Here is a 22,899-nt window from a genome sequence, read left to right on the forward strand (position 1 = left end):
ACAAGCAGAAATTTAGCGATCGCTGACAGCGATTTATATAGGGGGCTTAGATAACTCTAAATTTCTGTCCGCAGGATTATTTCGTTGGGGGTAGTCTGCCAGCACTTAAGTATTGGGGAATAGCTAGGTAATCCCTCGGGCGGTGCGCGCTATTCCTACAAGACATGATTATTCTTAAATGACTACGGCTCACCTTTTCGACCCATGACATCCGCACAAGAAGGAAAAACGATTTCCCCACCCTCCACTTCTGCCTGCGGTGCTTCCCAGCCCGGAGTGCTAGTTGGGCTTGCGATCGCAACTTTTGCTCTAGGTTCCTCGACTTTACTGGCTCCTAGAGCGATCGCGCAATCCATTGTACCCGCTACGGATGGAGTGAATACCCAAGTTAATGTGAATGGCGATCGCATCGACATTAGCGGCGGTACGCTTTCCGGCGACGGCGCGAACCTCTTCCAAAGTTTCCAGAAATTCGGCTTAGATGCCAACCAAACCGCCAACTTCCTCTCCAACCCCCAAATCCAAAATATCTTAGGTCGCGTGGTGGGCGGCGACGCTTCTATTATTAACGGTTTAATTCAAGTCACCGGCGGTAATTCTAACCTCTACTTAATGAATCCCGCTGGCATTATCTTCGGCCAAGGTGCAAGCTTAAATGTTCCCGCTGACTTTTTCGCCACAACCGCATCGGGAATTGGCTTTGGTAACAACGCTTGGTTTAACGCCACCGGCAGCAACAACTATCAAACCCTCAACGGCAACCCCGGACAATTCGCCTTCGACTTAGCACAACCGGGCGCAATTGTCAACGCCGGTAACTTAGCCGTTGCCGACGGAAAAAACCTAACCTTATTAGGGGGAACCGCCGTCAATACCGGCACGATGACCGCACCGGGAGGAAGCATTACCCTAACCGCCGTTCCCGGCAGCAGCACCGTCAAACTCTCCCAAACCGGCAGCTTATTGAGCCTAGAAATTCAACCAGCGCGGGACAATAACGGCAATATTTTACCCTTCACTGCCCTCGATTTGCCGCAACTGCTCGCCGGAAGCAACGTTGAAACAGGTTTAGTTGTGGGGAATGACGGCAGCGTCAAATTACAAGCATCGGGAACCGATATTCCCACAACGGCGGGAACAACGGTTGTATCGGGGAATTTAAATGTCGCCTCTGCTGCGGGAACGGGCGGCACGATTAATGCCTTTGGCGATAAAGTTGGGGTAATTTCCGGCAACCTCAACGCCTCCGGACTCAACGGCGGTAACATTCGGATTGGCGGCGACTACCAAGGACGCGGAACCGTCCCGAATGCGTCGCGAACCCTCGTGAGTGCCGATTCAACTCTAACCGCGAATCCTGCGGTTGATGGCAACGGCGGGCGTATTATCGTCTGGGGGAACGAACTGACGGGATTTTATGGAACCCTGCAAGCCTTGGGAGGATTTGCGGAAATTTCCGGGAAAGATAGCTTGGTTTTCCAAGGGAATGCCGATGTCGGGACAACTGGGACGCTGCTGTTCGACCCGGAGAATATTTTAATTCAAGCTGGAGCCGGTGCTGACGACGTGCAACTCTCAGATCGGGAAATTTTAGCAGGAGATGGCTTACCGGGAAGTTTTACGATCGGTACATCAACGCTGACGAATATCAGTGGAAACATTCTTTTAGAAGCGCAGAATAATATTACCGTCGATTCAGGGGTATCGCTCAATTTCGCCTCTAGCAACCAAGTACGGAGGATTACCTTCACGGCGGATGCGGATAGTTCGGGCGCGGGCGATTTTTCGATGGATACCACCCAATCGATTACAGCCCCAGGCGACACTCTGATAATTAGCGGTGCGAATGTTACCGTCGGCAGTATTTATTTGGGAAATACTGGAAATAATCAGGATGGGGGAAGTCTCAGCTTAACGGCAGCGAACGGCAATATTTTAACCGGAGACATTTCGACGAATACTGTAGCAGCCCAGAATTCCGGCTCTGCGGGAACGGTAGACTTATCCGCAAGCGGTACAATAACGACGGGAAAAATAGCGACCAATGCTGGATATTTTAACAATAATAGTGGGGGCGCGACGGGGGGAGCAATTACGATCGCGGCAGGAGGCAATGTCAGCACTCAGTCCCTCAATTCGAGTACGGATTCTGCCAGTAACTCGGGTTCGGCGGGTGCAGTCTCAGTTTCAAGTGCGAACGGCTCGATCGCGACAGGAAATATTACCGCAACGGGAAGAGATAATGGCGGCAACGTCACATTAAACGGCGCGACAGTTATCTCCGGGAATACCACCATCGATACAACGGGAACAACGGGGAGTGGTGCAGTTGCATTTAACGGAACGATTAACGGAACTGCGGCGGGTGCAGATAGCCTTACCGTCAATGCGGGGAACGGCGACGTAACCTTAAGCGGTGCGGTGGGAAGCAATGCGGCTTTAAAAGCGATCGCAATTAACAGTACGGGAACGACGCAACTGGGGGGCGACGTTACCGCAAGCAGTCAAACGTATGGCGGGAATGTCGCCATTACCAATAGTTTAAAGTTAAGCGGCAACGCGATCGCGTTTGGAGGAACAGTATCCGGTTCCGGGCAAAATCTGACCTTTAGTTCGCTCTCGCCGGGAGGCGAAATCGGGCTAGGCACTTTTGTCACGGCAACGGGACTGAATTTATCAGCCAGTACGTTAGGGGCATTGAATGGTTTCAATCAGATCGCGATCGGAGACAGCAGCAACATAATCTGGCTGGCCGGTGATGTCAAGTTTTTAGATCCCGTATTGTTGCAAGGCAGCAGCATTAACACCATCCTAGGAACATTAACGGGTAGCGATAACGCAACGATAAAGCTGACGGGTTCCGATATTACGACGGGAAATATCACGAATGCCGGTCGGGATATTACGATGATTAGTAGCGGCGCGATCGACACGACAGGGGGCATTCTCGATACCCGTTCGAGCAGTAGCGGCGGCAACATCACCCTGCAAGCCGCAACAGATATTAGCACCAGCGACATTCAAACCAGCAGCGCCGCGGGACAAGGCGGCAAGATCGATGCTACCAGCACGGGAGGCAGCATTGCTACCGGAAATCTTACCGCAACAGGTCAAACCGGGGGCGGTGTAGTAACCTTAAATGCAGCCAGCAATATCCAGACGAGCAATGTGGATACCAGCAGCGCGGCAGGAAGCGGCGGAGACATTACGACGATCGCGGCGGGAAGCATTACCAGCAACGGTAACATAACTGCAACGGGGCAAACCGGAGGCGGTGCAGTCACCCTAAATGCAGCCAGCGACCTAAATACGGCGAATATTGATACCAGTAGTGCGGGCGGGAATGCGGGCAAGATTGAAGCCACGAGTACGGGAGGCACTGTTAATAGCAGCGACTTAACCGCAACAGGGCAAACCGGCGGCGGTGCAGTCACCCTCAATGCAGCCAGCGACCTGAATACGGGCAATGTTGATACCAGCAGTGCGGCGGGACAAGGGGGCAAGATTGAAGCCACGAGTACGGGAGGCACTGTTAATAGCAGCGACTTAACCGCAACAGGGCAAACCGGAGGCGGTGCAGTCGCCCTAAATGCAGCCAGCGACATTAATACGGGCAATGTTGACACCAGCAGTGCAGCGGCAGATGGCGGCGCACTCTCATTAAAAAGTAGTAATGGAGCGATTAACGCGGGCAATTTGATCGGTACGGGCGGTAATAATGGAGGGGATGTTACGGTTCATGCTCGCACCAGTATTACGACCGGACAGATCGACAGCAGCGGGACGGCAGGAAAAGGCGGTAACGTCAGCTTGGATCCGCTCGGCGATATTCAGGTGAGTTGGATTAACGCTGCGGGCGGCACTAACGGCGGTACGGTGAGGATTGCGACGGAGAGTAACTTCCGCGCGACAGACAGCTTTACGGCGCGCGATGGTACAATCGCCAGCATTTCCACCTTTGGCGGTCAAGGTGACGGCGCGATCGCGCTTCGCCACGGCGGACAAGGGATAACTCCTTTTAAAGTTGGCGATGCAGGCGTTAATGGTACTGCGGGTGCGATCGGTAGCGTGAATAACCGCATTGACTCGGGACAAGAGTTTTTGTATACCCTCGAGCAGGGAAACATCGGCATTTTTAGCGTACCGGAACCTCCGCCTACGCCACCTACACCACCCACGCCACCTACACCACCCGATCCGGTAGGCACTCCTCAAGGAACACCGCTTCAAATGGTGGATAAGCCGACAAGCGACAGTCCGATCCAAGATGCTATCGTCCAAGACAAGCTCGACCCGAGTCCAGACACACCCGTCATCGACGAACCGGATAAACCGGCTGTTGAGGAAGCTACATTGGACGGGGCGAAACTCGTCGCGATCGACCCGCAAATCGCCGCGCAAGATAGTGTAGAAAAGATCGATCGCGCCTTGAGCGAGGAATACGTTAATTATCTCGGACTGAGCGAGGTTCCCAAAACGAACCTCAGACAGATACAAAGCGTTCTGCAACAAGCCAACACGACAACGGGATCCCATTCTTCTGTTATGTATGCGGTTTTTGTCCCCGCCGAAGACGGAACGCCAGATCGCAACAGCGATCGCTTAGAACTGTTACTGGTCAACGCTTCGGGGCAACCGTTCCGTTACAACGTTGGGGTAACGCGAGGGCAAGTTCTCGCCACCACGCGAGAGTTAAACCGTGCTATCACTAACCCTCAGCGCCGCACCGCTTATCTCGCGCCCGCCCAGCAACTCTTTCAATGGATTATTGCCCCCGTGCAGGAGAAGTTGCGCGCCAGCAACGCCGATAATATTGTCTTTATCGTCGATTCGGGTTTGCGATCGCTCCCGATTGCAGCCTTACACGACGGTCAACAGTTCCTCATCGAACGCTATAGCATTGCTTTGATGCCCAGTTTTGCCCTCACCGATACGCGCTATAACGATCCTAGAAGCTTATCGGTTGTCTCGATGGGAGCCTCGAAATTCCAGGATAAATCAGCGCTTCCTGCGGTTCCAGCCGAATTAAAAGCGATCGCGTCGAACTTTAACACGACTAAATCCTACCTCAACAGCGATTTTACCCTCAGCAACTTACAGACCGCGCGCCAGAACTCGCCCTCCGGCATTATGCACCTCGCAACTCACGGCGAGTTTAAATCCGGTCGAGCGAAGGATTCTTATATTCAGTTGTGGGATACCAAACTCAGCCTCGATCGCTTGCGAACCTTGGGATGGAACGATCCGCCCGTCGATTTATTGGTCTTAAGTGCCTGTCGAACCGCCTTGGGCGACTCATCTGCGGAATTAGGTTTTGCCGGTCTTGCCGTCGCTGCGGGGGTAAAATCCGCCCTGGGCAGTCTGTGGTCGGTCAGCGATCTCGGAACCCTCGGTTTAATGACGGCTTTCTACGAGCAATTAAGGGTCGTACCGACGAAAGCCGAAGCCTTGCGACAAGCCCAACTCGCGATGCTGCGGGGCGAAGTCCGCTTGGAGGGCGGGCAACTCGTCACGCCGAAAGAAACATTATCGCTCGCACCCGAGCTAGCCGGTCAAAATGTCCCCGATTTGCGCCATCCCTATTACTGGAGCGCATTTACCGCGATCGGCAGTCCGTGGTAATCTGCATTAAGAAGGCGACAAAAACGACAAAGAGTCAGAGAAAACCGCCAACCCCAGTTCGGATCCCCTACTAATTGTTATGACAACGCACTTTATTACCGCTGAAATCGACCTGCAAGAAAATCCCCTCGCCCTGCAACAAGAAATAGAAGCTGAATTGCAAAAGCGCGGCGAACCCTTGCGTTGGGCTGTTACGAATGTTGACAGCGACGCTCAAAAAGTACGAGTTGAAGCTATCGTGACAAAAGAAGATTCTCCATCAACTCTGCCCGCGTGAATTCGCGTCCGTTTACTGCCCTTTTAATCGTGCCGACGGGGATTGGTGCTGCCCTTGGCGGTTATGCTGGCGATGCCATCCCGATCGCGCGCGCGATCGCGTCGGTGTGCGATCGCCTCATTACCCATCCCAACGTTCTCAACGGCGCGCAACTGTATTGGAATGCGCCTAACTTGTATTACGTGGAAGGCTACGGCATCGATCGCTTCGCCGCCGGAACTTGGGGACTGCAACCCGTCCATCAAAATCGAGTGGGACTGATTTTAGACCGCGCGATCGAACCCGAATTGCGCCAACGCCACCTCCAAGCCGCAGATGCCGCCAGAGCCACGTTAGGAATCCATTTGACCGATTTTGTCCTAACCGACGCTCCCCTAGGCGTAGAGTTGCGAAATTCGCCCTCTGGTGCAAGCTGGGGAACCCTATCCAACCCCGACAGTTTGCTGCGCGCCGCCGAAACCTTAATCGAGAAAGCCGGGGCCAACGCGATCGCCGTTGTCGCGCGATTCCCCGACGAAGACGTAGATAGTCCCGCCCTGCAAAACTACCGCCACGGTTCGGGTGTCGATCCGATCGCGGGCGCAGAAGCCGTCATCTCTCACCTCATCGTTCGCGAATTTCGCGTTCCCTGCGCCCACGCCCCCGCCCTCGCGCCCCTCCCCCTCGATCCCCAACTTTCCCCCCGTGCTGCCGCCGAAGAACTCGGCTACACCTTCTTGCCCTGCGTCCTCGTGGGGCTTTCGCGCGCGCCGCAATTCCTTGCCGACAAAAACGCGCGATCGCCCGACAGCATTTGGGCAGAAAGCGTCGATGCTGTTATCGTTCCCGCCGAAGCCTGCGGCAGTAGTGCCGTTCTCAGCCTCAGCCGCAGCCGCATTATCGCCGTTGAAGAAAATGTTACGCGAATGCAGGTTCCCCCCGAACCCCTCGCTATCAAAGCCACTCGCGTTCGATCCTACCTCGAAGCGATCGGCGTTTTAGTCGCCCAGCGCGCCGGAATTCAACCCGAAATCCTGCGCCCTGACATCTACCCCTTGCATTGTTTATCTTAAAAACCGTGGAAAACTCCGATCGCCCCGATATCGAACCGCTAACGCGCCCCCAAGTTTTGATTGCAATGGCAGCAACAGCCTTATTGCTATTAACGGTGGCGAAAGTGTGGCAATATCTCGGCTCGATTTCAATCTTATCGCTGCAATTTTCCCCGAAAGCTTTTTTAATCGGTGTCGGACTCGCCCTCGCCATTACGATCTCGAGCGGTTTGCTTTATCAGTTTTGGGCGGACTACCGCCGCAGCGCTAATTATTATTTAGAATTAGTCCTCAAACCGCTGGTTTTACCCGATTATATTTGGCTGGGATTGTTACCGGGAATGAGCGAAGAACTATTATTTCGCGGCGTGATGCTGCCAGCACTAGGTGCGAATACAGTAGCCGTGGTTCTTTCTAGTGTTTTATTCGGTATCCTGCACCTGAGTGGGACGAAACAATGGCCCTATGCAGTTTGGGCAACCGCGATCGGTTTAACTTTAGGGTTTAGCGCTATCCTGACCGGCAATTTACTCGTTCCGATTATCGCTCACGTTCTCACTAACTTTCTCTCGGGTTGTTTGTGGAAATTGAATAACAAAGCAGCCTAGAAAAAAGTAAATCCCAAATTACAAACCCCGAGGTTCTAATTACGAATTACGAATTACGAATTACGAATTACGAATTACGAACTACGAATTACGAATTACGAACTACGCATTACGAATTACGAATTACGAATTACGAATTATTAAATCATGCAAGGTGAAGCCGGAGAGAGCGAAACAATCGATATTTTCGTCTACGGGACGCTCCTGCCGGGAGAATGCAATCATTTTTATTTAGCCCGTTCTAGCTTAATTGCCGACGATGCGATCGATAATGCAGAACTGTTTAATTGCGGAGCATATCCGATGTTGCGTCCCGGTAGCGGTAAGGTGTACGGGAAATGCTATCGAGTTCCGCTGACTGATTTGGGCGCGATTGATGAATTAGAAGAACATCCCAACTTTTATTATCGCCAGTGGGTACAGTTAGCGAGCGGGCGAGAAACCTGGACTTACTTTGGGCCGGAAAAAGAAGCCCAACAATACCCAAAAATTCCAAGCGGTTCTTGGCAAGATCGTTAGAGGAACTTAGCCTTAAGCCAGAGAGTCTTAATTAAAATTGGAGTCGCCCCGTCTCGAAATTAAACGCCGCCCCGTAGGGGCGAATGGGATTCGCCCGCTGGGTATACCTCATCCAATTGAAAATTGCTATATCCCAATTAAAGATTGAGAAAAGCACGATGAAAAAAAACGGAAATTATTTTTTGACTAATGCTCGTCTGGTCAACAGGGTGAGTGCGATCTTAGGTTTAATTTTACTCGGATGTGCGCCGAGCGTGCAGTCAATAACCCCAGAAAAGTCGGAGCTAAATCGTGAAACTGCTGGGGGAGTTGAAGAGGTCAGTCAAGTGCAAGCACCCCGCCGAAATTCCGAGCCAGAAAGTTCTTCTTCGCGGCAAATTGCTGAAGGTTTATATTGGATTGGCACGACGGGACTGGGCTTAGAAGTTTCGAGAGATCGCTTCCGCTATTACGATGAAGAAGGTTATAAGGAATGGCGGGATGTCAGGGGGTTAACTTCGATTAAAGAAGGCGTAATCTTTGATGGAGAAAATTATTGGTGTTGGTCGCAATTAGTCCCGCAAGGTAGGGTTGGAAGTTGTACGGCGCAAGGGTGGAAAATTGCGACGGTTAAGGCTGAGGAAGAAGCTAAAGAGATAGGGATTGAGGAATTATCGCTAGGCGGTATTCGGTTGGGGGACAATGAAGCAACCATTCGCCGCAAACTTGGCGCGCCCGATCGCATTTCTGAAGATCCTTACGATGGCCCTCGGTTTGAATATTCCGGTTTGGAATTCAATATGGGGAAAGTGGGGGCATTTAATATCAAGAGTACGAGCGATCGCTATTGCACTCCCGCCGGTGTTTGTCCGGGGATGGCGTTGTCTGAGGTTCGTCAAATTTACGGGGCTTCGGAAATTTTCGATCGCGGCGAAGAGGGACGTTTTATTGAATATTACGGCCCTCGGGGGGAAACGTGCTGGCTGAAAATAGCTTTAGGTGCAGCCGATAGAGTCGAGTCCGTTGCGGTTGCTTGCCAGCCTTAAAATTCATCGGCCTTTTTCGGGCGAAACTTTCCCCGCGTCCGACCGACTTCCTGTATTAAACTTAAAGATAGAGAGAAGCGAGTCGCTACAGACAGAAATTGAAGCTCGCTTTCAAATTGCATTCCGCTTAGCGAAGAGGGAGAGCTAAGGTATGGCGATCGCCACCATCAATCCGGCAACGGGGGAAACGATTAAAACTTTTGAGGCATTAACTGAGGCAGAAGTCAAGGAAAAAATTGCCTTAGCGCAAGCGACTTTTGAGAACTATCGCAAAATTCCTTTAGCGCAGCGCAGCGAATGGTTGCGAACCGCCGCCGAGATTTTGGAACGCGATCGCCGTCAATATGCCGAACTGATGGTACTGGAGATGGGCAAACCGATAAAAGGCGCGATCGCAGAAGTCGAAAAATGCGCCCTCGTTTGCCGCTACTACGCCGACAACGCCGCCGAATTCCTCGCCGATACGCCCGTTCCCAGCGACGGAAACAGTTTTATCCGCTACCAACCCTTGGGCATTATCCTCGCGGTTATGCCCTGGAACTTTCCCTTCTGGCAAGTGTGTCGCTTTGCCGCGCCCGCGCTGATGGCGGGGAACGTCGGTTTGTTGAAACACGCTTCTAATGTTCCTCAATGCGCGATCGCCTTAGAAACGATCTTCAAAGAAGCCGGTTTCCCAGAAGGGGCCTTTCAAACCCTATTAGTCGGCGGCGATCGCGTTGAAGCGATCGTTAACGACGATCGCGTTATGGCCGCCACCCTCACCGGAAGCGAACCCGCAGGTGCTAGTTTAGCCGCCGCCGCCGGAAAACAAATCAAAAAAACCGTCCTCGAATTGGGCGGTAGCGATCCCTTCATCGTCTTAGAAAGCGCCGATCTCGAAAAGGCAGCCACCACCGCCACCGCCGCCCGAATGCTCAATAACGGTCAATCTTGCATCGCCGCCAAACGCTTCATCGTTGTCGAAAGTATTGCCGATGCGTTTGAAGCCAAAATTATTGAAAAATTCAACGCCTTAAAAATCGGCGATCCGATGGCAGAAGACACCGATATCGGGCCGCTAGCCACGCCTTCAATTTTGCAGGAAATTGACGAAAATGTGCAAAAAAGCGTGGCAATGGGTGCAAAAGTGCTAACTGGGGGCGAACGACTGCAAGATCGTCCCGGTAACTACTACCCGCCTACGATTCTGGCTGAAATTCCCGAAGGTTCCCCAGCGGAAAAAGAAGAATTTTTCGGCCCGGTTGCTTCGGTGTTTCGGGTGAAAAATCTTGCGGAGGCGATCGCGCGGGCGAATGCCATTCCTTTTGGCTTGGGGGCGAGCGTGTGGACGAACGTTGCCGAAGAACGCGATCGCGCGATCGAAGAAATTGAAGCCGGAGCCGTCTTTGTCAACGGTATGGTTAAATCCGATCCCCGATTGCCCTTTGGCGGCATCAAACGTTCCGGTTACGGACGAGAACTCGGTCAACCAGGGATTCGCGAATTTGTTAACATTAAAACTATCTGGATCGCTTAATCGATTCTCCTGGCTTAAGCCACCAATTCTTGCTGTTCTATGTCATTATTTCTTGACAGAGAGCGAGATCGATCGAGTTAAGATTTAAGGAATTACCGAATTTAAAGCATCAGGAAAATCGAAATTTATCTTGCTCTCGGATTGCATTTCAAGGCTTATTGAATTGCGAGCAGATAATTCTTTTCAGAGATTTCAAGGCATAATTGTGTATTTCAGGTTCTCTAAACAATATGGGTGAATTTAATACAGCCGAGTTACTCGTTCAATGCTTAGAAAATGAAGGTGTTGAATATGTTTTTGGACTTCCCGGAGAAGAAAATCTCCACGTTCTCGAAGCCCTAAAAGAATCTTCCATCCAATTCATCACCACCCGTCACGAACAAGGGGCGGCTTTTATGGCTGATGTTTACGGACGCTTAACGGGCAAAGCGGGGGTTTGTTTGTCCACCCTCGGCCCCGGCGCGACTAACTTAATGACTGGGGTAGCTGATGCGAATTTAGACGGCGCGCCCTTAGTGGCGATTACCGGGCAGGTTGGAACCGACCGAATGCACATTGAATCCCACCAATATTTAGATTTAGTGGCGATGTTCGCTCCCGTCACCAAATGGAACGCGCAAATCGTCCGTCCCAGCAATACGCCCGAAATCGTGCGAAAAGCCTTTAAACTCGCTCAAGCCGAAAAACCCGGGGCCGTGCATATCGATTTGCCCGAGAATATTGCGGCGATGCCAGTAATTGGGAAAAGTTTGCTCAAAAATCCCCGCGAAAAAAGCTATGCTTCATTTCGCAGTTGCAATGCGGCTGCCGAACTGATCTCTAAAGCCAAAAATCCCATTATTTTAGTCGGGAATGGGGCGATTCGAGCCGAAGCGAGCGAAGCGTTGACTGAATTTGCAACGACCTTGCACCTGCCCGTTGTCAATACATTTATGGGGAAAGGGGTAATTCCGTACACGCATCCGCTGTCGTTGTGGACGGTGGGGTTACAGCAGCGAGATCTCGTAACTTGTGCGTTTGAGGAAGCCGATCTCGTTATCGCAGTCGGCTACGATTTAATTGAATATTCCCCGAAAAAATGGAATCCCGGGGGTCAAATTCAGATCGTGCATATTGGGGTCACTCCAGCAGAGATTGACAGCAGTTACATTCCAGCGGTGGAAGTCATCGGCGACATTGCCGACTCCCTGGATGAAATTTTAAGGCGGAGCGATCGCCAGGGCAAACCGAGTCCTCACGCCGTCGAACTGCGTGCCGAAATTCGTGAAGAATACGAACGGTACGCCAACGACCCAGAATTTCCGATTAAACCGCAGAAAATTATTTACGACTTGCGGCAAGTGATGGGGCCGGAGGATATTGTCATTTCCGATGTCGGCGCGCATAAAATGTGGATGGCGCGTCACTATCACTGCGATCGCCCCAATACCTGTATTATTTCTAACGGGTTTGCGGCGATGGGTATTGCCATTCCCGGCGCGCTAGCGGCAAAATTGGTGAATCGCGATCGCAAAGTCGTCGCTGTAACGGGCGATGGTGGATTTATGATGAATGCCCAGGAATTAGAAACAGCGTTGCGCGTCGGTACGCCCTTTGTAACGCTAATTTTTAACGATAATGCCTATGGATTGATCGAATGGAAACAAATCAATCAATTCGGCAAAACTTCGTTCTGCGGCTTCAGCAATCCCGACTTTGTAAAATTTGCCGAAAGCATGGGGTTAAAAGGCTACCGCGTCGAGTCGGCAGCAGATTTAATCCCCGTCTTGAAAGAAGCGTTAGCTCAAGAAGTTCCAGCGGTCATCGACTGTCCCGTCGATTATCGCGAAAACTTGCGCTTCTCCCAAAAGGCAGGAGAATTGAGTTGCCGGATCTAAGTGCAGCCCGATAATGAAGCAAGATCGAGTGGACGAACCGAGAGTAGATATTATCGCAGTTGACGATAACCCCGTCAATCTGCGCGTTTTAGATGGAATGCTCGTCCAGCGCGGTTATAAAGTTCGCAGCGTCACCAACGGCGCGATCGCGATTCAAGCAGCCAAAGCCAAACCGCCGGACTTGATCTTGCTCGACATTATGATGCCAGAGCTAGATGGCTACGAAGTTTGCAAGCAACTGCAAGCCGACGAACGCACCCGCGAAATCCCGGTGATTTTCATCAGCGCCCTCAATGATGCGGTCGATAAAGTCAAAGCCTTTCAAGTGGGAGGGGCCGACTATATTTCCAAACCCTTCCAGATGGAAGAAGTCATCGCCCGCATCGACAACCAACTCAAGTTGCGATCGCTCTCCAAACAACTAAGCGAACAAAACGCCCAACTCCAGCAGGAAATCCAAGAACGCCAGCGCGCCGAAGAAGAGACTCAGCTTTTATTAACCGTTACCCAAGAAATTAGCAGCACGCCCGACTTCGAGAGCGCTCTAGCCGTCGCTCTAGAGCGAGTCTGTCAGGTAAGCGGCTGGAGTTACGGCGAAGCCTGGATCCCCAGTCTTGATGGCACTGCCCTTGAATGCAGTCCAGCTTGGTACTGCAATGCTACAGAACTCGAAGGAGAAATGCAGCAAGCGCTCGCGCGCTTCCGCTACCGCCGCCAGAAACAAGTCCGCAAACCCCACGAAGGCATCATCGGGCGAGTTTGGGCGGGCGGCGAACCCGAGTATGTTGAAAACATTGCCCGAGAAGGTAAAAACCACTACCTGCGCGCTCGCGAAGCGCAACTGTGCGGGATTAAATCCGCCCTCGCCGTCCCCATTGTCGTCCCCCCCATCGTCACTCAGAAATATTACGAACCCGGGCGGGTTCTCGCGGTTCTCGTGTTTTTTTTGCTGGAGTCCTCCGCTCGTTTCTCGATTCAAGAAAACGAACGCTTGGCTGAATTAATTTCCTCAGTGGCGACGCAATTGGGCAAAGTCATGCAGCAAAAGCAGACCGAAGCCGAACTGCGCGGGTTGTTTTCAGCAATGGACGACTCGATTCGAGTCTACGATAAAAACGGTAGATGCTTAAAAACCGTTACTAGCGGTCGCAACGCTGCCAAGAGCAACAACCCAGAAGCGTTAGCCAGCAGCGAGTTAGAACATCTTTCTCCCGAAACGGCGGCGATGGAACTCGAAGCGATCGCGCGATCGCTCGCCACCCAAACGACTCAAACCATTGAATATAGCATCCTCGTCAACAACCGCCCGACCTGGTTCTCCGCGAAAATTTCCCCCCTCTCCGACAAAACCGCTATCTTCGTCGCCCGCGATATCACCGCCCGCAAGCAAGCCGAAGATGAAGTGCGCCTACTGCTCGATATCGGCCGCGCCATTAGCGCCGCCCCCGACTTCGACAGCGCTCTGGCCGTTACCCTCAGCCAAGTCTGTCAGACCACCGGCTGGGTCTACGGCGAAGCCTGGGTTCCCGCCGCCGACGGAACCGCGATCGAGTGCAGTTCCAGTTGGTATCGTCCGCCCGTCGGCATCGATCCGACCTTAGCCAGCAACCTCGATCGCTTCCGCAACTACAGCGAAGTCCTGACTTTCGTGCGCCATCAAGGACTGCCGGGGCAAATCTGGATTGCGGGAACCCCCCAATGGATGACCGATTTCAGCACGGCGGACGATGCCTTTTTGCGGCTGGAACTCGCTAGGGAGTGCGGGTTGCAATCGGCTTTCGGCGTGCCGATCTCAGTCAGCAGCGATTGGCAGTTGGAGTCTAAAAGTTCCCAAGATGAGAATCTCGCAGCTAATGCGCAGAAGGAAGCGCTGTTTGCCTCCCTATCCTCGCGCGGTTCGAGCGCTTTAGTGCTGGCCGTGCTGATCTTTTTTACCGTCGAATCGCGTCCCCAAGACGAGCGTATGAGTCAGTTGGTCGCTGCGATCGCCGCGCAACTGGGAACGGTGCTGCAACAGAAAAAAGCCGAAGCCGAATTGCGGGCGCTGTTTGCAGCGATGACTGATGTCGTATTGGTGCGAGACGCTTCGGGCTGTTGTCTTAAGGTTGCGCCGACTAATTCGCCGAATTGGTACAAAAAGCCGGAAGCCCTACTGGGACGAATGCTACATGAAGACTTGCCCTTGGAGCAAGCCGATTTGATTTTGAGCAGCATTAAGAGTAGTCTCTCGACTCGCAAAACGCTGAATATCGAATACAGTTTGCCCATTGGGGGGCAAGAGGTTTGGCTAGCAGAGACAATTTCCCCCATGACCGACGATACGGCAATCTTGGTGGCGCGAGATATTACCAATCGCAAGCAAACGGAAGAAGCTTTGCGCTTGGGAGAGGAACGCTTGCAACTTGCCCTTGAAGGCAGCGCCTTGGGGATTTGGGACTGGCACGTCGCCAACAATCAGATTTATTTAAGTCCGGAATGGAAGGCGATTCTCGGCTACGAGGTTGATGAGATTGATGACAGCATCTCGTTTTGGGAACAACTCGTTCATCCCGATGATTTTCCGGCGGTTTGGGAAGCCTTGGGCAGTCACTTGGATGCTGAAATCCCGATATTTCAAGAAGAATTCCGCATGAAGGCGAAATCGGGAGAGTGGCGCTGGATTTTGTCCCACGGGAAGGTGTTCGAGCGCGATCGCGCCGGGAAACCCCTGCGGATGACGGGAACCCACAAGGATGTGACCGAACGCAAGCAAGTCGAACAGGCGATTCAGGAACGGGCGCAGAGCGATCGCCTTTTGGGGCAGATTTCGCGGACGTTTATCGATCGCGATGTTAATGCTGCCATTCAATTCGCCTTGGCTGCCCTCGGAGGTCATACTGATGCCGATCGCAGCTATGTGATGCGCTACTCCGACGATCGCACGGTACTGACCAATACTCACGAATGGTGTCGGGCGGGGGTGCGATCGCTCAAAGCCGAACTGCAAAACGTACCCCTCGCCCCCTGTCAGGGGTTGTATGCACCTCTGTTGAATGGCGAAGTCGTACAAATCCCCTCGATCGCCGATCTACCCCCAGAAGCGGCGGCTGAATGCCAAATCCTCCACCGGAACGCCGTCCAATCGTTGATTAACGTGCCGATGGTGTATTTGGGGAAAGTGGTCGGCTGTATCGGTTTGGAGAGCGCACGATCGCACCGCGTTTGGACAAAAGAAGAAATTCGCCTGCTGACGCTGGTGAGCGAAACGATCGCGATCGGTTTTGCCCAAGCCGAAGCCGAGAGCAAGCGCCAACAAGCTGAAGCTGCCATGCGCCTCGCTAAACAACAGTCCGAGCGCCTACTGCTCAACATTTTACCGCGCAGCATTGCCGACCAGTTGAAGCAAGCAACCGGCGCGATCGCCCAACAATTCGATGATGTCGCCATCCTCTTTGCCGATATTGTCGGTTTTACCCCCCTTTCGGCGCAAATGTCCCCCATCCAGTTAGTAAATTTGCTTAACGGTGTATTCTCCGCCTTCGATAAGTTAGCCGACCGCTACGGCTTAGAGAAAATTAAGACCATTGGCGATGCTTACATGGTTGTTAGTGGCTTGCCGCGACCTCAAGAGAAGGCAGCAGAAGCCAACCCTCGCCGGATTGCGGAAATGGCCCTCGCCATGCAAGAAGTGATGCAAGACTTCCATACCGAAAGCGGCGAATTGCTTCAGTTGCGAATCGGGATTAACCTCGGTTCGGTTGTTGCAGGCGTGATTGGCATTAAAAAATTTAGTTACGATCTCTGGGGTGATGCCGTTAACGTCGCCTCGAGAATGGAATCTCAGGGAAAACCCGGAAGAATTCAAGTTACGGCGGAACTTTACGAACGTTTAAAGGATCGATTTATCTTTATCAAACGCGGCGAGATTGAAGTCAAAGGGCGCGGCGAAATGACCACCTATTGGCTGACCGGAAAACGCGAACCGCCCGATCCCTCTCAAAGGTGATAGCAAAAGTTAAAGCAGAAAGCTTAAAATTGAATCTTCACCGCAAACTGCAACAATGACTTGACTGCCCGGAAACGGATTCTTCCAAACATCTTCTCGAACACGAAGCGGCTATGTTTCTTTCGACCAACCTACTAATCGAGCGCGTTATCCAACAACTAACCGACGGTTATCGACGAACCTACGGAGGTTTGAAGTCCGAGTATTCAGAAATTATTGCTTGGGCTGCGGGCATGGCCTTGGAAAATATTGCGAATAGCGATGCCCTGTATCACAACGTCGAACATACAATTTTCGTTACCCTCGTCGGGCAGGAAATTTTGCGCGGACGGCACATTCAAGAAGGCGGCGTAAGTTGCGAAGATTGGCTCCATTTCCAAATCTCCCTCCTCTGCCACGATATCGGTTACGTGCGAGGCGTGTGTCGTGCCGATCGCCCCGATGATAACCTCTATGCTACCGGAGTTGGGCTAGAAATGATGTCTCCGCCCCCAGGAGCTAGCGATGCTTGCATGGCAGCCTATCACGTCGATCGCGGCAAACTTTTTGCCCAAGAACGCTTCGGCGGTCACAAATTGATTGATGCCGAAATCTTAAAAGAAAATATCGAGCTAACTCGTTTTCCCGTTCCCAGCGACGCAGATCATAAAGTAACCGATAATTACGCCGGTTTAGTTCGTGCCGCAGATTTAATCGGACAACTCAGCGATCCCCGTTATTTACAGAAAATTCCGGCACTGTTCTACGAGTTTGAAGAAATGGGAACCAATAAAGTTTTAAAATATCAAACGCCGGGAGATTTGCGCGCCAAATACCCGAGTTTTTATTGGAATGCCGTTTATCCCTACCTCCCCACCGGCCTGAAATATTTAAACCTGACTCAATCGGGCAAACAGATTCTTGCTAATCTCTATGCCACGGTTTTCCGCGTCGAACACGAAGAAGCAGAATTGACGATTTCTTCGGTTGCTTAATTGAGGTGTTAAGGCTCTATGACTCTTTCTGTCGATCGCGAAATTATCTATCCCGACAGCGACGGACAACCGATGGCTGAAAATACCCTACAGTATCGCTGGATTGTCTTAATTAAAGAAAATCTTGAATTGCTGTTCGCGGACAATCCCGAAGTTTTTGTTGCGGGCGACTTACTCTGGTATGCAGTGGAAGGTTCCCCCCAAATACGCTTCGCGCCCGATGTTATGGTTGCCTTCGGACGACCGAAAGGCGATCGCGGTTCTTATCAACAGTGGAAAGAAAATAACATCGCCCCGCAAGTTGTTTTTGAAATCCTTTCTCCCGGAAATCGCCTCAAAGAAATGGTGAAAAAGCTGCAATTCTACGATCGCTATGGCGTAGAAGAATACTACATTTACGACCCCGATTCTAATGAATTAGACGGGTTACTTCGCCAGGAAGGAAACTTGAATGTTATCGAAGAAATGAACGGGTTCGCGAGTCCGAGATTGGGAATCCGATTCGTTTGGACTGCGGAAACCTTGGAAATTTATCGTCCTGACGGGCGAAAGTTTTTGACAACGCTCGAACTCGAGCAACGCGCCGAACAAGCTGCCCAACGCGCCGAACAGGAAGCCCAACGCGCCGAACAAGCCGCCCAACTTGCCGCGCAAGAAGCCCAACGCGCCGAACAAGCCACTCAACTTGCCGAACAAGAAGCCCAACGCGCCGAACAAGCCACTCAACGCGCCGAACAAGCTACTCAACTTGCCGAACAAGCCACTCAACGCGCCGAACGTTTAGCCGCTCAACTCAGAGCATTGGGGATTGTTCCCGATAGTGAGGGTTGATATAGCGTTTTTCAAATGGATGAGGTTCAAAAATTGAAATCGGATTGGTAGGGGCGAATGGCATTCGCCCGCGCGGTGTACCTCACGTAAACGAAAAATGCTATGTATTGAATTTAGGACATTTTGTAGGGTGGGCAGCGCCCACCAGCTAAGATTTTGGTGCGTTTATAAACGTACCTTCACGTTTCAAGTAGCGCTGTACCTCACGCCAACGAAAAATGCTATGTATTGAATTTAGCAAACTGCCCGTTAGCGCGATCGCGTCTATTTCCCCAACGTTCCCCGCGTTACCCCCAACTGATTTTGTAACTTCAACTCCCGCCACAGTTGAGAACCGCTAATTTCCCCCTCTAAAAGCTGACGATATAATTGTACGGTTTGCAAAACGCGCGATCGCGTTTCGTTAACAAATTCAATCCGGAAATAACCCACCCCCAAACTAACCAAACGTTGCCAATATTCTGCCCCCGTTTGTGCCTTCCCATTAAACACCGTATTGCGACATCCCGCATCCGCTTTCAGGATATGCTCGCTCCCATTCTTACTGTTATAATCCCTCAGTTTGACCTCATATTTCTCGCAAGGTCGCCCGCAATTCGTATAATCCGTTCCCTCCGATAAAAAAGCACAAAACACGCAATGTTCCATGTGAAACATCGGCATATGTTGATGAATTGTCACCTCGTACCACTGCGGCGGCGAGGCTTGTAATAACCCTTCCAACTGGTCGATATTTAAGTCGTAGGACGCGGTTAACCGTTCCAGATTAAAAGATTGTTTGAAATAATCGGCGGTGAGAGAATTGGCAACGTTAAGGGAAAAATCGCCAATGCAACGTTCTCCTGCAAAGAACTGCAAATGGTCGTAATTGCGAATTAGGTAGCCATCTGCATTGCAAGAACGTACCTGTTGCAACAGGTAATTTTCCCCCGATTTAGTAATGCGCGGCGGCGCAACCCAAATCTCTGTACCGCTATACTTGCGAGCGATTTGCACCGCCTCGCGATAGTGGCGCGGGTCTTCAAAATCGCAATAAACGCTTGTAATCCCGGCTTCCAGAACCGCTTGCAGTTGTTCCCGCGATCGCACTAAAACCACCAGTTGCGCGGCTTTCCGTTCCCCCAACTTCGGAACGACGGGTAATAACTGCGTGATGCTTGCATCCTGCCGTAAACTCCAGCGCGGGGGCTGAGATCGCAAGTTTTCTAACTGAGTGACGATTTCGCGACGCATTCGGTTCAATTCGCTCGTCGGCAGCATCACTGCATCTTCGAGTTTATTTGTCAAGTCCTTCAAATAAAAACCTGTATTTCCCAACCGTCCCAACTGCTGCTGCAAGCGTTCTGCCGTCAGGGGTTGAGTGCGGGCGGCGGCGAGAGGAATTTCCGATTCGAGGGCAACGCAATGTCCCAACTCATCCCGCGCCACCACCGTTAACATTTCCCCCACCGTACCATAAACTTCCAACCCGAGCGGGCGCTGAAACTGCGGCGAATCGCCTGCAAAACTTTGTCGCAAGCGCTTATCCAACTCCGGGTCGCTAGTTTTCCAAAGCTTATCGCCAACTCGCACCCGTCGCCAGTCGATGTCGCGCCGCCCGAACGCAACCACCGCATCCTTCCCTTCCCGATGCACCGCATAGACTCGTCCGCCTTCCTCTCTCCCCGCTGGATTGCCGCCGTCAAACACCACGCCATCGCCCGGTTTGAGAGGGGTTTCTAGGCGCACGCTGACGCTATCTTTGCCGACGCGCCGCACTTCCCCTAAATATGCGCCGCGCTTCTTCCCAAAGCGGGCGGGAACCAGCTTTTGATTGTCAATCCCCTCGAACCATCCCGTATACAGTCCGCGCGAGAATGCCATCTCCAGGTTGTAGCGCCGTTCTGCATCATTTTCTAGTTGAGTTGCGCCCTCCCCAATTTGGTTTAACGCTTCCCGGTAAACGCGCGTGACGCTAGCGACGTATTCCGGCGCTTTCAAACGTCCTTCAATTTTCAAGGAACTCACGCCCGCTTTTACTAACTCCGGTAGCACGTCCAATCCTGCTAAATCTTGCGGACTCAAAAGATATTTGCGATCCTTTAAATCTAAAACTTTCCCATCTACGACCAACTCATAGGGCATTCTACAGGCTTGCGCGCATTCGCCGCGATTAGCAGAGCGCCCGCCCAGCGCCTCACTCGTCAAACATTGTCCCGAATAGGCTACGCACAGCGCGCCATGCACGAAGACTTCTAAAGGTAGTGCAATTTTTCGCTCTTGCAACTGCTGCTGAATCTTATTAATTTCCTTGAGGGAACATTCCCGCGCCAGCACCACAACTTCGCAACCCAGCGCCTGCGCGAACTCCACTCCCGCCGCACTCGTTACTGTCATCTGCGTCGAAGCATGGATGGGAAAATCCGGGGAAAGATGGCGAATGAGGCGACAAAGACCGATATCCTGAACGATGGCAGCATCTACACCCGCAGCAATCACGCTGCGTAAATATCGTTCTGCCTCCTTCAATTCTGCCGGAAAAATCAGCGTATTGAGGGTGATGTAACCCTTGACACCGCGCCCGTGCAGAAATGCCATTAAATCCGACAAATCCGCTTCGGTAAAGTTATCGGCACGCATCCGAGCGTTGAAGCGTTCTAAGCCAAAATAGATGGCATCCGCGCCATTTTCCACCGCTGCTTTGGCGCAATCCCAGTTACCGGCGGGCGCGAGAAGTTCGGGAAGGATGGGGGAAGATGCGTTCATGAGCGGGAGGGGAAATTTGTCCGAATTCTATCTTAGCGGCTGGGGGGTTTGGGAAGGGAAAGCGCGCTTCTCAGAGCGCACCGCTAGATGAAAGCTCTCGATGAACTCGTGTCTCAAGCTCAAGCGTTGAATATGGGTTATGACTAAAAGGATGGGAACCCACTTATCCACTTTATTAGCTCGAATCGTCAGAGTTGGTCTGAGTTAGAGTTCGTTAACAAGTCTTAAGACGTTATTATAGAGAGGTTCTGCAACCCAGAATCCTGCCTCATTAATCAACGCATCTAATAGAGGTTTAACCTCAGCGATTAAGCCTTTATCTTTGGCTTCAACCAGTATTCCTAAAATCCCCGTATATTGGAGATTGAGTCGGCGTGCTACTAACCGACCTCGACGTTCGTCAATTAAGATTCGCTCCGCCTGACTCTCGACGGTTAAAGCGATTGCCTCAGCTTCCCCCAAGTCAAGTTCGTTCCTCAATGCTTCGACAAGGGTGCGATCGCGTACAGACTGAGTTTGAATCCATTCAAATGTTTGTACTTCGGTGGCACCAGCAACAGGAAAATCTGGGTCGGTCAATTCTCGATACACAGCTTCAGGAATGAGAACGATTCCATAGAGTAAATGAAGAAGATGAAGCTGTTGAATCGCAGCAAGATTGTTGAGGGGTGATGTATCGCTGACAATAATCAAAGTCTGCCCATCTCCCGCAAATTTTGAATATCTTGTTCAAAATCTTCTACGTCATAATGTACGGAGATACGACGACTTGCGAGGAGGTGTTGAAAGGCAACTTGGTGCATTCCGGCAAATCGACTGGCTTGAGCGAGAGTAAGCTTTTCGCGCTGAAAGAGCATCACGGCAATTTCCTGAAGCATTTCAGCCTCACTCATACGAGTTATCGTTAAGATTTCGTTGGGGACAACAACACTCATGGTCAAACTCCTAGCTAACTCCCTTATTTTAATCTAAACCTTACTCGCGATTCGTGAAACCGATAAGGAACATCCTTGTTTGATTTTGGAACATTATTTCGTTTATTTCGATTGTTTAGTTTATTGCGTTGTTAAGATTGGGTAGTGCAAGTCTTATGGGCGACTGGTTTGTCAACTATCAAGTCAAATGGAATTCCCAAGAAGAAGTCGCGAACCGAGTTGAAAGAATATCTTCTGGGAACTGCTATGTATCTCCTCCTCAATGCGGATGGATTAGTGTTTATGATGAAAGGAATGAGCGACCATGTTAGTCGAACTCAATCGGTTTATCGTACTGCCAGGACAAAAAGTTTTTTTACAAGATGTAACTTGGCAGGAGTTTGAACAAATCTTAGTCGATTTAGGCGAACACCGAGCTTCGCGAATTGCTTACGCAAACGGATTTCTAGAAATAATGGTTCCCTTGCCATCTCACGAATCCAATAAAGTTATTATTGGCGACTTTATTAAGGCTTTGCTCGAAGAACTCGATCTGGAATTTTATCCATTAGGTTCGACGACTTTCAAAAATGAGTTAATGCAGCAGGGAATCGAACCAGACGATTGTTTCTATATCGAGCATGAAGCTGAAGTTCGCGGGAAGGAACGTTTAGATTTAGCGATCGATCCTCCTCCCGATTTAGCCTTAGAAATTGATGTAACCTCCCGTACTCACCCTACTATTTACCAAGCCTTGGGCGTTCCTGAGTTATGGCGCTTTGAACGGGGAAAGCTACAGATTAATGTCTTACAAAATGGTACTTATGCAGAAGTTCCGTTTAGTCCAACTTTTCCAAATTTTTCCCTCGTTGAGGCAATTCCTGAATATTTAGAACGGGTGAAAAGGGAGGGCAGAAACAAAACAATGAAAGCCTTTAGAAACTGGGTACGAGAGCAAATCGAGCGCCCTTAAAG

The 22,899-nt window shown here is 51.3% G+C and carries 15 protein-coding genes; 12 read left to right on the plus strand and 3 right to left on the minus strand.

Going from position 1 to position 22,899, the window contains the following annotated elements; genetic code table 11:
• Positions 1-204: 204 nt before the first annotated feature.
• The 11 genes from H6G50_RS03520 to H6G50_RS03570 all read left to right on the plus strand — a co-directional run bounded on the left by H6G50_RS03520 (position 205) and on the right by H6G50_RS03570 (position 18,265).
• Entirely contained in the window at positions 205-5,622 is a 5,418-nt protein-coding gene (locus H6G50_RS03520; protein ID WP_190713344.1) for a CHAT domain-containing protein, read from the plus strand.
• A 79-nt stretch (positions 5,623-5,701) separates the two neighbouring features.
• The gene (locus tag H6G50_RS03525; RefSeq protein ID WP_190713346.1) at positions 5,702-5,899 is read left to right on the plus strand and encodes a hypothetical protein; all 198 of its coding nucleotides are present in this window, start codon (positions 5,702-5,704) and stop codon (positions 5,897-5,899) included.
• Entirely contained in the window at positions 5,896-6,951 is a 1,056-nt protein-coding gene (locus H6G50_RS03530) for a DUF3326 domain-containing protein (protein ID WP_190713348.1), read from the plus strand. The genes H6G50_RS03525 and H6G50_RS03530 overlap by 4 nt, the downstream gene beginning before the upstream one ends.
• Before the next feature lie 65 nt (positions 6,952-7,016).
• The gene (locus tag H6G50_RS03535) at positions 7,017-7,538 is read left to right on the plus strand and encodes a CPBP family intramembrane glutamic endopeptidase (protein WP_190713607.1); all 522 of its coding nucleotides are present in this window, start codon (positions 7,017-7,019) and stop codon (positions 7,536-7,538) included.
• Between the two features lie 147 nt (positions 7,539-7,685).
• Complete coding sequence (locus H6G50_RS03540) at positions 7,686-8,057, plus strand: gamma-glutamylcyclotransferase family protein (protein WP_190713350.1); 372 nt, start codon at positions 7,686-7,688, stop codon at positions 8,055-8,057.
• A gap of 158 nt (positions 8,058-8,215) precedes the next feature.
• Positions 8,216-9,082, plus strand: coding sequence for a hypothetical protein (locus H6G50_RS03545; protein ID WP_190713351.1), 867 nt, complete (start codon positions 8,216-8,218; stop codon positions 9,080-9,082).
• A gap of 151 nt (positions 9,083-9,233) precedes the next feature.
• On the plus strand, positions 9,234-10,598 hold the full coding sequence (locus H6G50_RS03550) for an NAD-dependent succinate-semialdehyde dehydrogenase (protein WP_190713353.1): 1,365 nt from the start codon (positions 9,234-9,236) through the stop codon (positions 10,596-10,598).
• 230 nt (positions 10,599-10,828) lie between these two features.
• Positions 10,829-12,475 carry an acetolactate synthase large subunit gene (locus tag H6G50_RS03555; protein ID WP_190713355.1) on the plus strand — a complete coding sequence of 549 codons (1,647 nt, stop codon included), beginning with the start codon at positions 10,829-10,831 and terminating at the stop codon, positions 12,473-12,475.
• A gap of 13 nt (positions 12,476-12,488) precedes the next feature.
• On the plus strand, positions 12,489-16,460 hold the full coding sequence (locus H6G50_RS03560; RefSeq protein ID WP_190713357.1) for an adenylate/guanylate cyclase domain-containing protein: 3,972 nt from the start codon (positions 12,489-12,491) through the stop codon (positions 16,458-16,460).
• Positions 16,461-16,573: 113 nt separating this feature from the next.
• Complete coding sequence (locus H6G50_RS03565; protein WP_190713358.1) at positions 16,574-17,434, plus strand: Npun_R2479 family HD domain-containing metalloprotein; 861 nt, start codon at positions 16,574-16,576, stop codon at positions 17,432-17,434.
• An 18-nt stretch (positions 17,435-17,452) separates the two neighbouring features.
• Positions 17,453-18,265 carry a Uma2 family endonuclease gene (locus H6G50_RS03570; RefSeq protein WP_190713360.1) on the plus strand — a complete coding sequence of 271 codons (813 nt, stop codon included), beginning with the start codon at positions 17,453-17,455 and terminating at the stop codon, positions 18,263-18,265.
• 264 nt (positions 18,266-18,529) lie between these two features.
• On the opposite strand, the gene H6G50_RS03575 is transcribed toward H6G50_RS03570, so the two are convergent.
• From H6G50_RS03575 to H6G50_RS03585, 3 genes are all read right to left on the minus strand, one after another.
• Entirely contained in the window at positions 18,530-21,010 is a 2,481-nt protein-coding gene (locus tag H6G50_RS03575) for a U32 family peptidase (RefSeq protein WP_190713362.1), read from the minus strand.
• A 204-nt stretch (positions 21,011-21,214) separates the two neighbouring features.
• Positions 21,215-21,703 (minus strand): DUF3368 domain-containing protein, encoded by a 489-nt coding sequence (locus H6G50_RS03580; protein WP_190713364.1) that lies wholly within the window; start codon positions 21,701-21,703, stop codon positions 21,215-21,217.
• The gene (locus tag H6G50_RS03585; protein WP_190713365.1) at positions 21,700-21,945 is read right to left on the minus strand and encodes a UPF0175 family protein; all 246 of its coding nucleotides are present in this window, start codon (positions 21,943-21,945) and stop codon (positions 21,700-21,702) included. Before H6G50_RS03585 ends, H6G50_RS03580 begins: the two co-directional genes overlap by 4 nt.
• Before the next feature lie 304 nt (positions 21,946-22,249).
• Between H6G50_RS03585 and H6G50_RS03590 the strand changes: the two genes are divergently transcribed.
• Entirely contained in the window at positions 22,250-22,897 is a 648-nt protein-coding gene (locus tag H6G50_RS03590) for a Uma2 family endonuclease (protein ID WP_190713367.1), read from the plus strand.
• Positions 22,898-22,899 lie beyond the last annotated feature (2 nt).

Source organism: Oscillatoria sp. FACHB-1406 (genome assembly GCF_014698145.1).
Classification (GTDB): Bacteria; Cyanobacteriota; Cyanobacteriia; order Cyanobacteriales; family Spirulinaceae; genus FACHB-1406.

Bases quoted from the DNA above. Each gene is read 5' to 3' on its own strand.
- H6G50_RS03520 (WP_190713344.1), top strand. From the start codon at position 205: ATGACATCCGCACAAGAAGGAAAAACGATTTCCCCACCCTCCACTTCT.
- H6G50_RS03525 (WP_190713346.1), top strand. From the start codon at position 5,702: ATGACAACGCACTTTATTACCGCTGAAATCGACCTGCAAGAAAATCCC.
- H6G50_RS03535 (WP_190713607.1), top strand. From the start codon at position 7,017: ATGGCAGCAACAGCCTTATTGCTATTAACGGTGGCGAAAGTGTGGCAA.
- H6G50_RS03540 (WP_190713350.1), top strand. From the start codon at position 7,686: ATGCAAGGTGAAGCCGGAGAGAGCGAAACAATCGATATTTTCGTCTAC.
- H6G50_RS03545 (WP_190713351.1), top strand. From the start codon at position 8,216: ATGAAAAAAAACGGAAATTATTTTTTGACTAATGCTCGTCTGGTCAAC.
- H6G50_RS03550 (WP_190713353.1), top strand. From the start codon at position 9,234: ATGGCGATCGCCACCATCAATCCGGCAACGGGGGAAACGATTAAAACT.
- H6G50_RS03555 (WP_190713355.1), top strand. From the start codon at position 10,829: ATGGGTGAATTTAATACAGCCGAGTTACTCGTTCAATGCTTAGAAAAT.
- H6G50_RS03560 (WP_190713357.1), top strand. From the start codon at position 12,489: ATGAAGCAAGATCGAGTGGACGAACCGAGAGTAGATATTATCGCAGTT.
- H6G50_RS03565 (WP_190713358.1), top strand. From the start codon at position 16,574: ATGTTTCTTTCGACCAACCTACTAATCGAGCGCGTTATCCAACAACTA.
- H6G50_RS03570 (WP_190713360.1), top strand. From the start codon at position 17,453: ATGACTCTTTCTGTCGATCGCGAAATTATCTATCCCGACAGCGACGGA.
- H6G50_RS03575 (WP_190713362.1), bottom strand. From the start codon at position 21,010: ATGAACGCATCTTCCCCCATCCTTCCCGAACTTCTCGCGCCCGCCGGT.
- H6G50_RS03585 (WP_190713365.1), bottom strand. From the start codon at position 21,945: ATGAGTGTTGTTGTCCCCAACGAAATCTTAACGATAACTCGTATGAGT.
- H6G50_RS03590 (WP_190713367.1), top strand. From the start codon at position 22,250: ATGTTAGTCGAACTCAATCGGTTTATCGTACTGCCAGGACAAAAAGTT.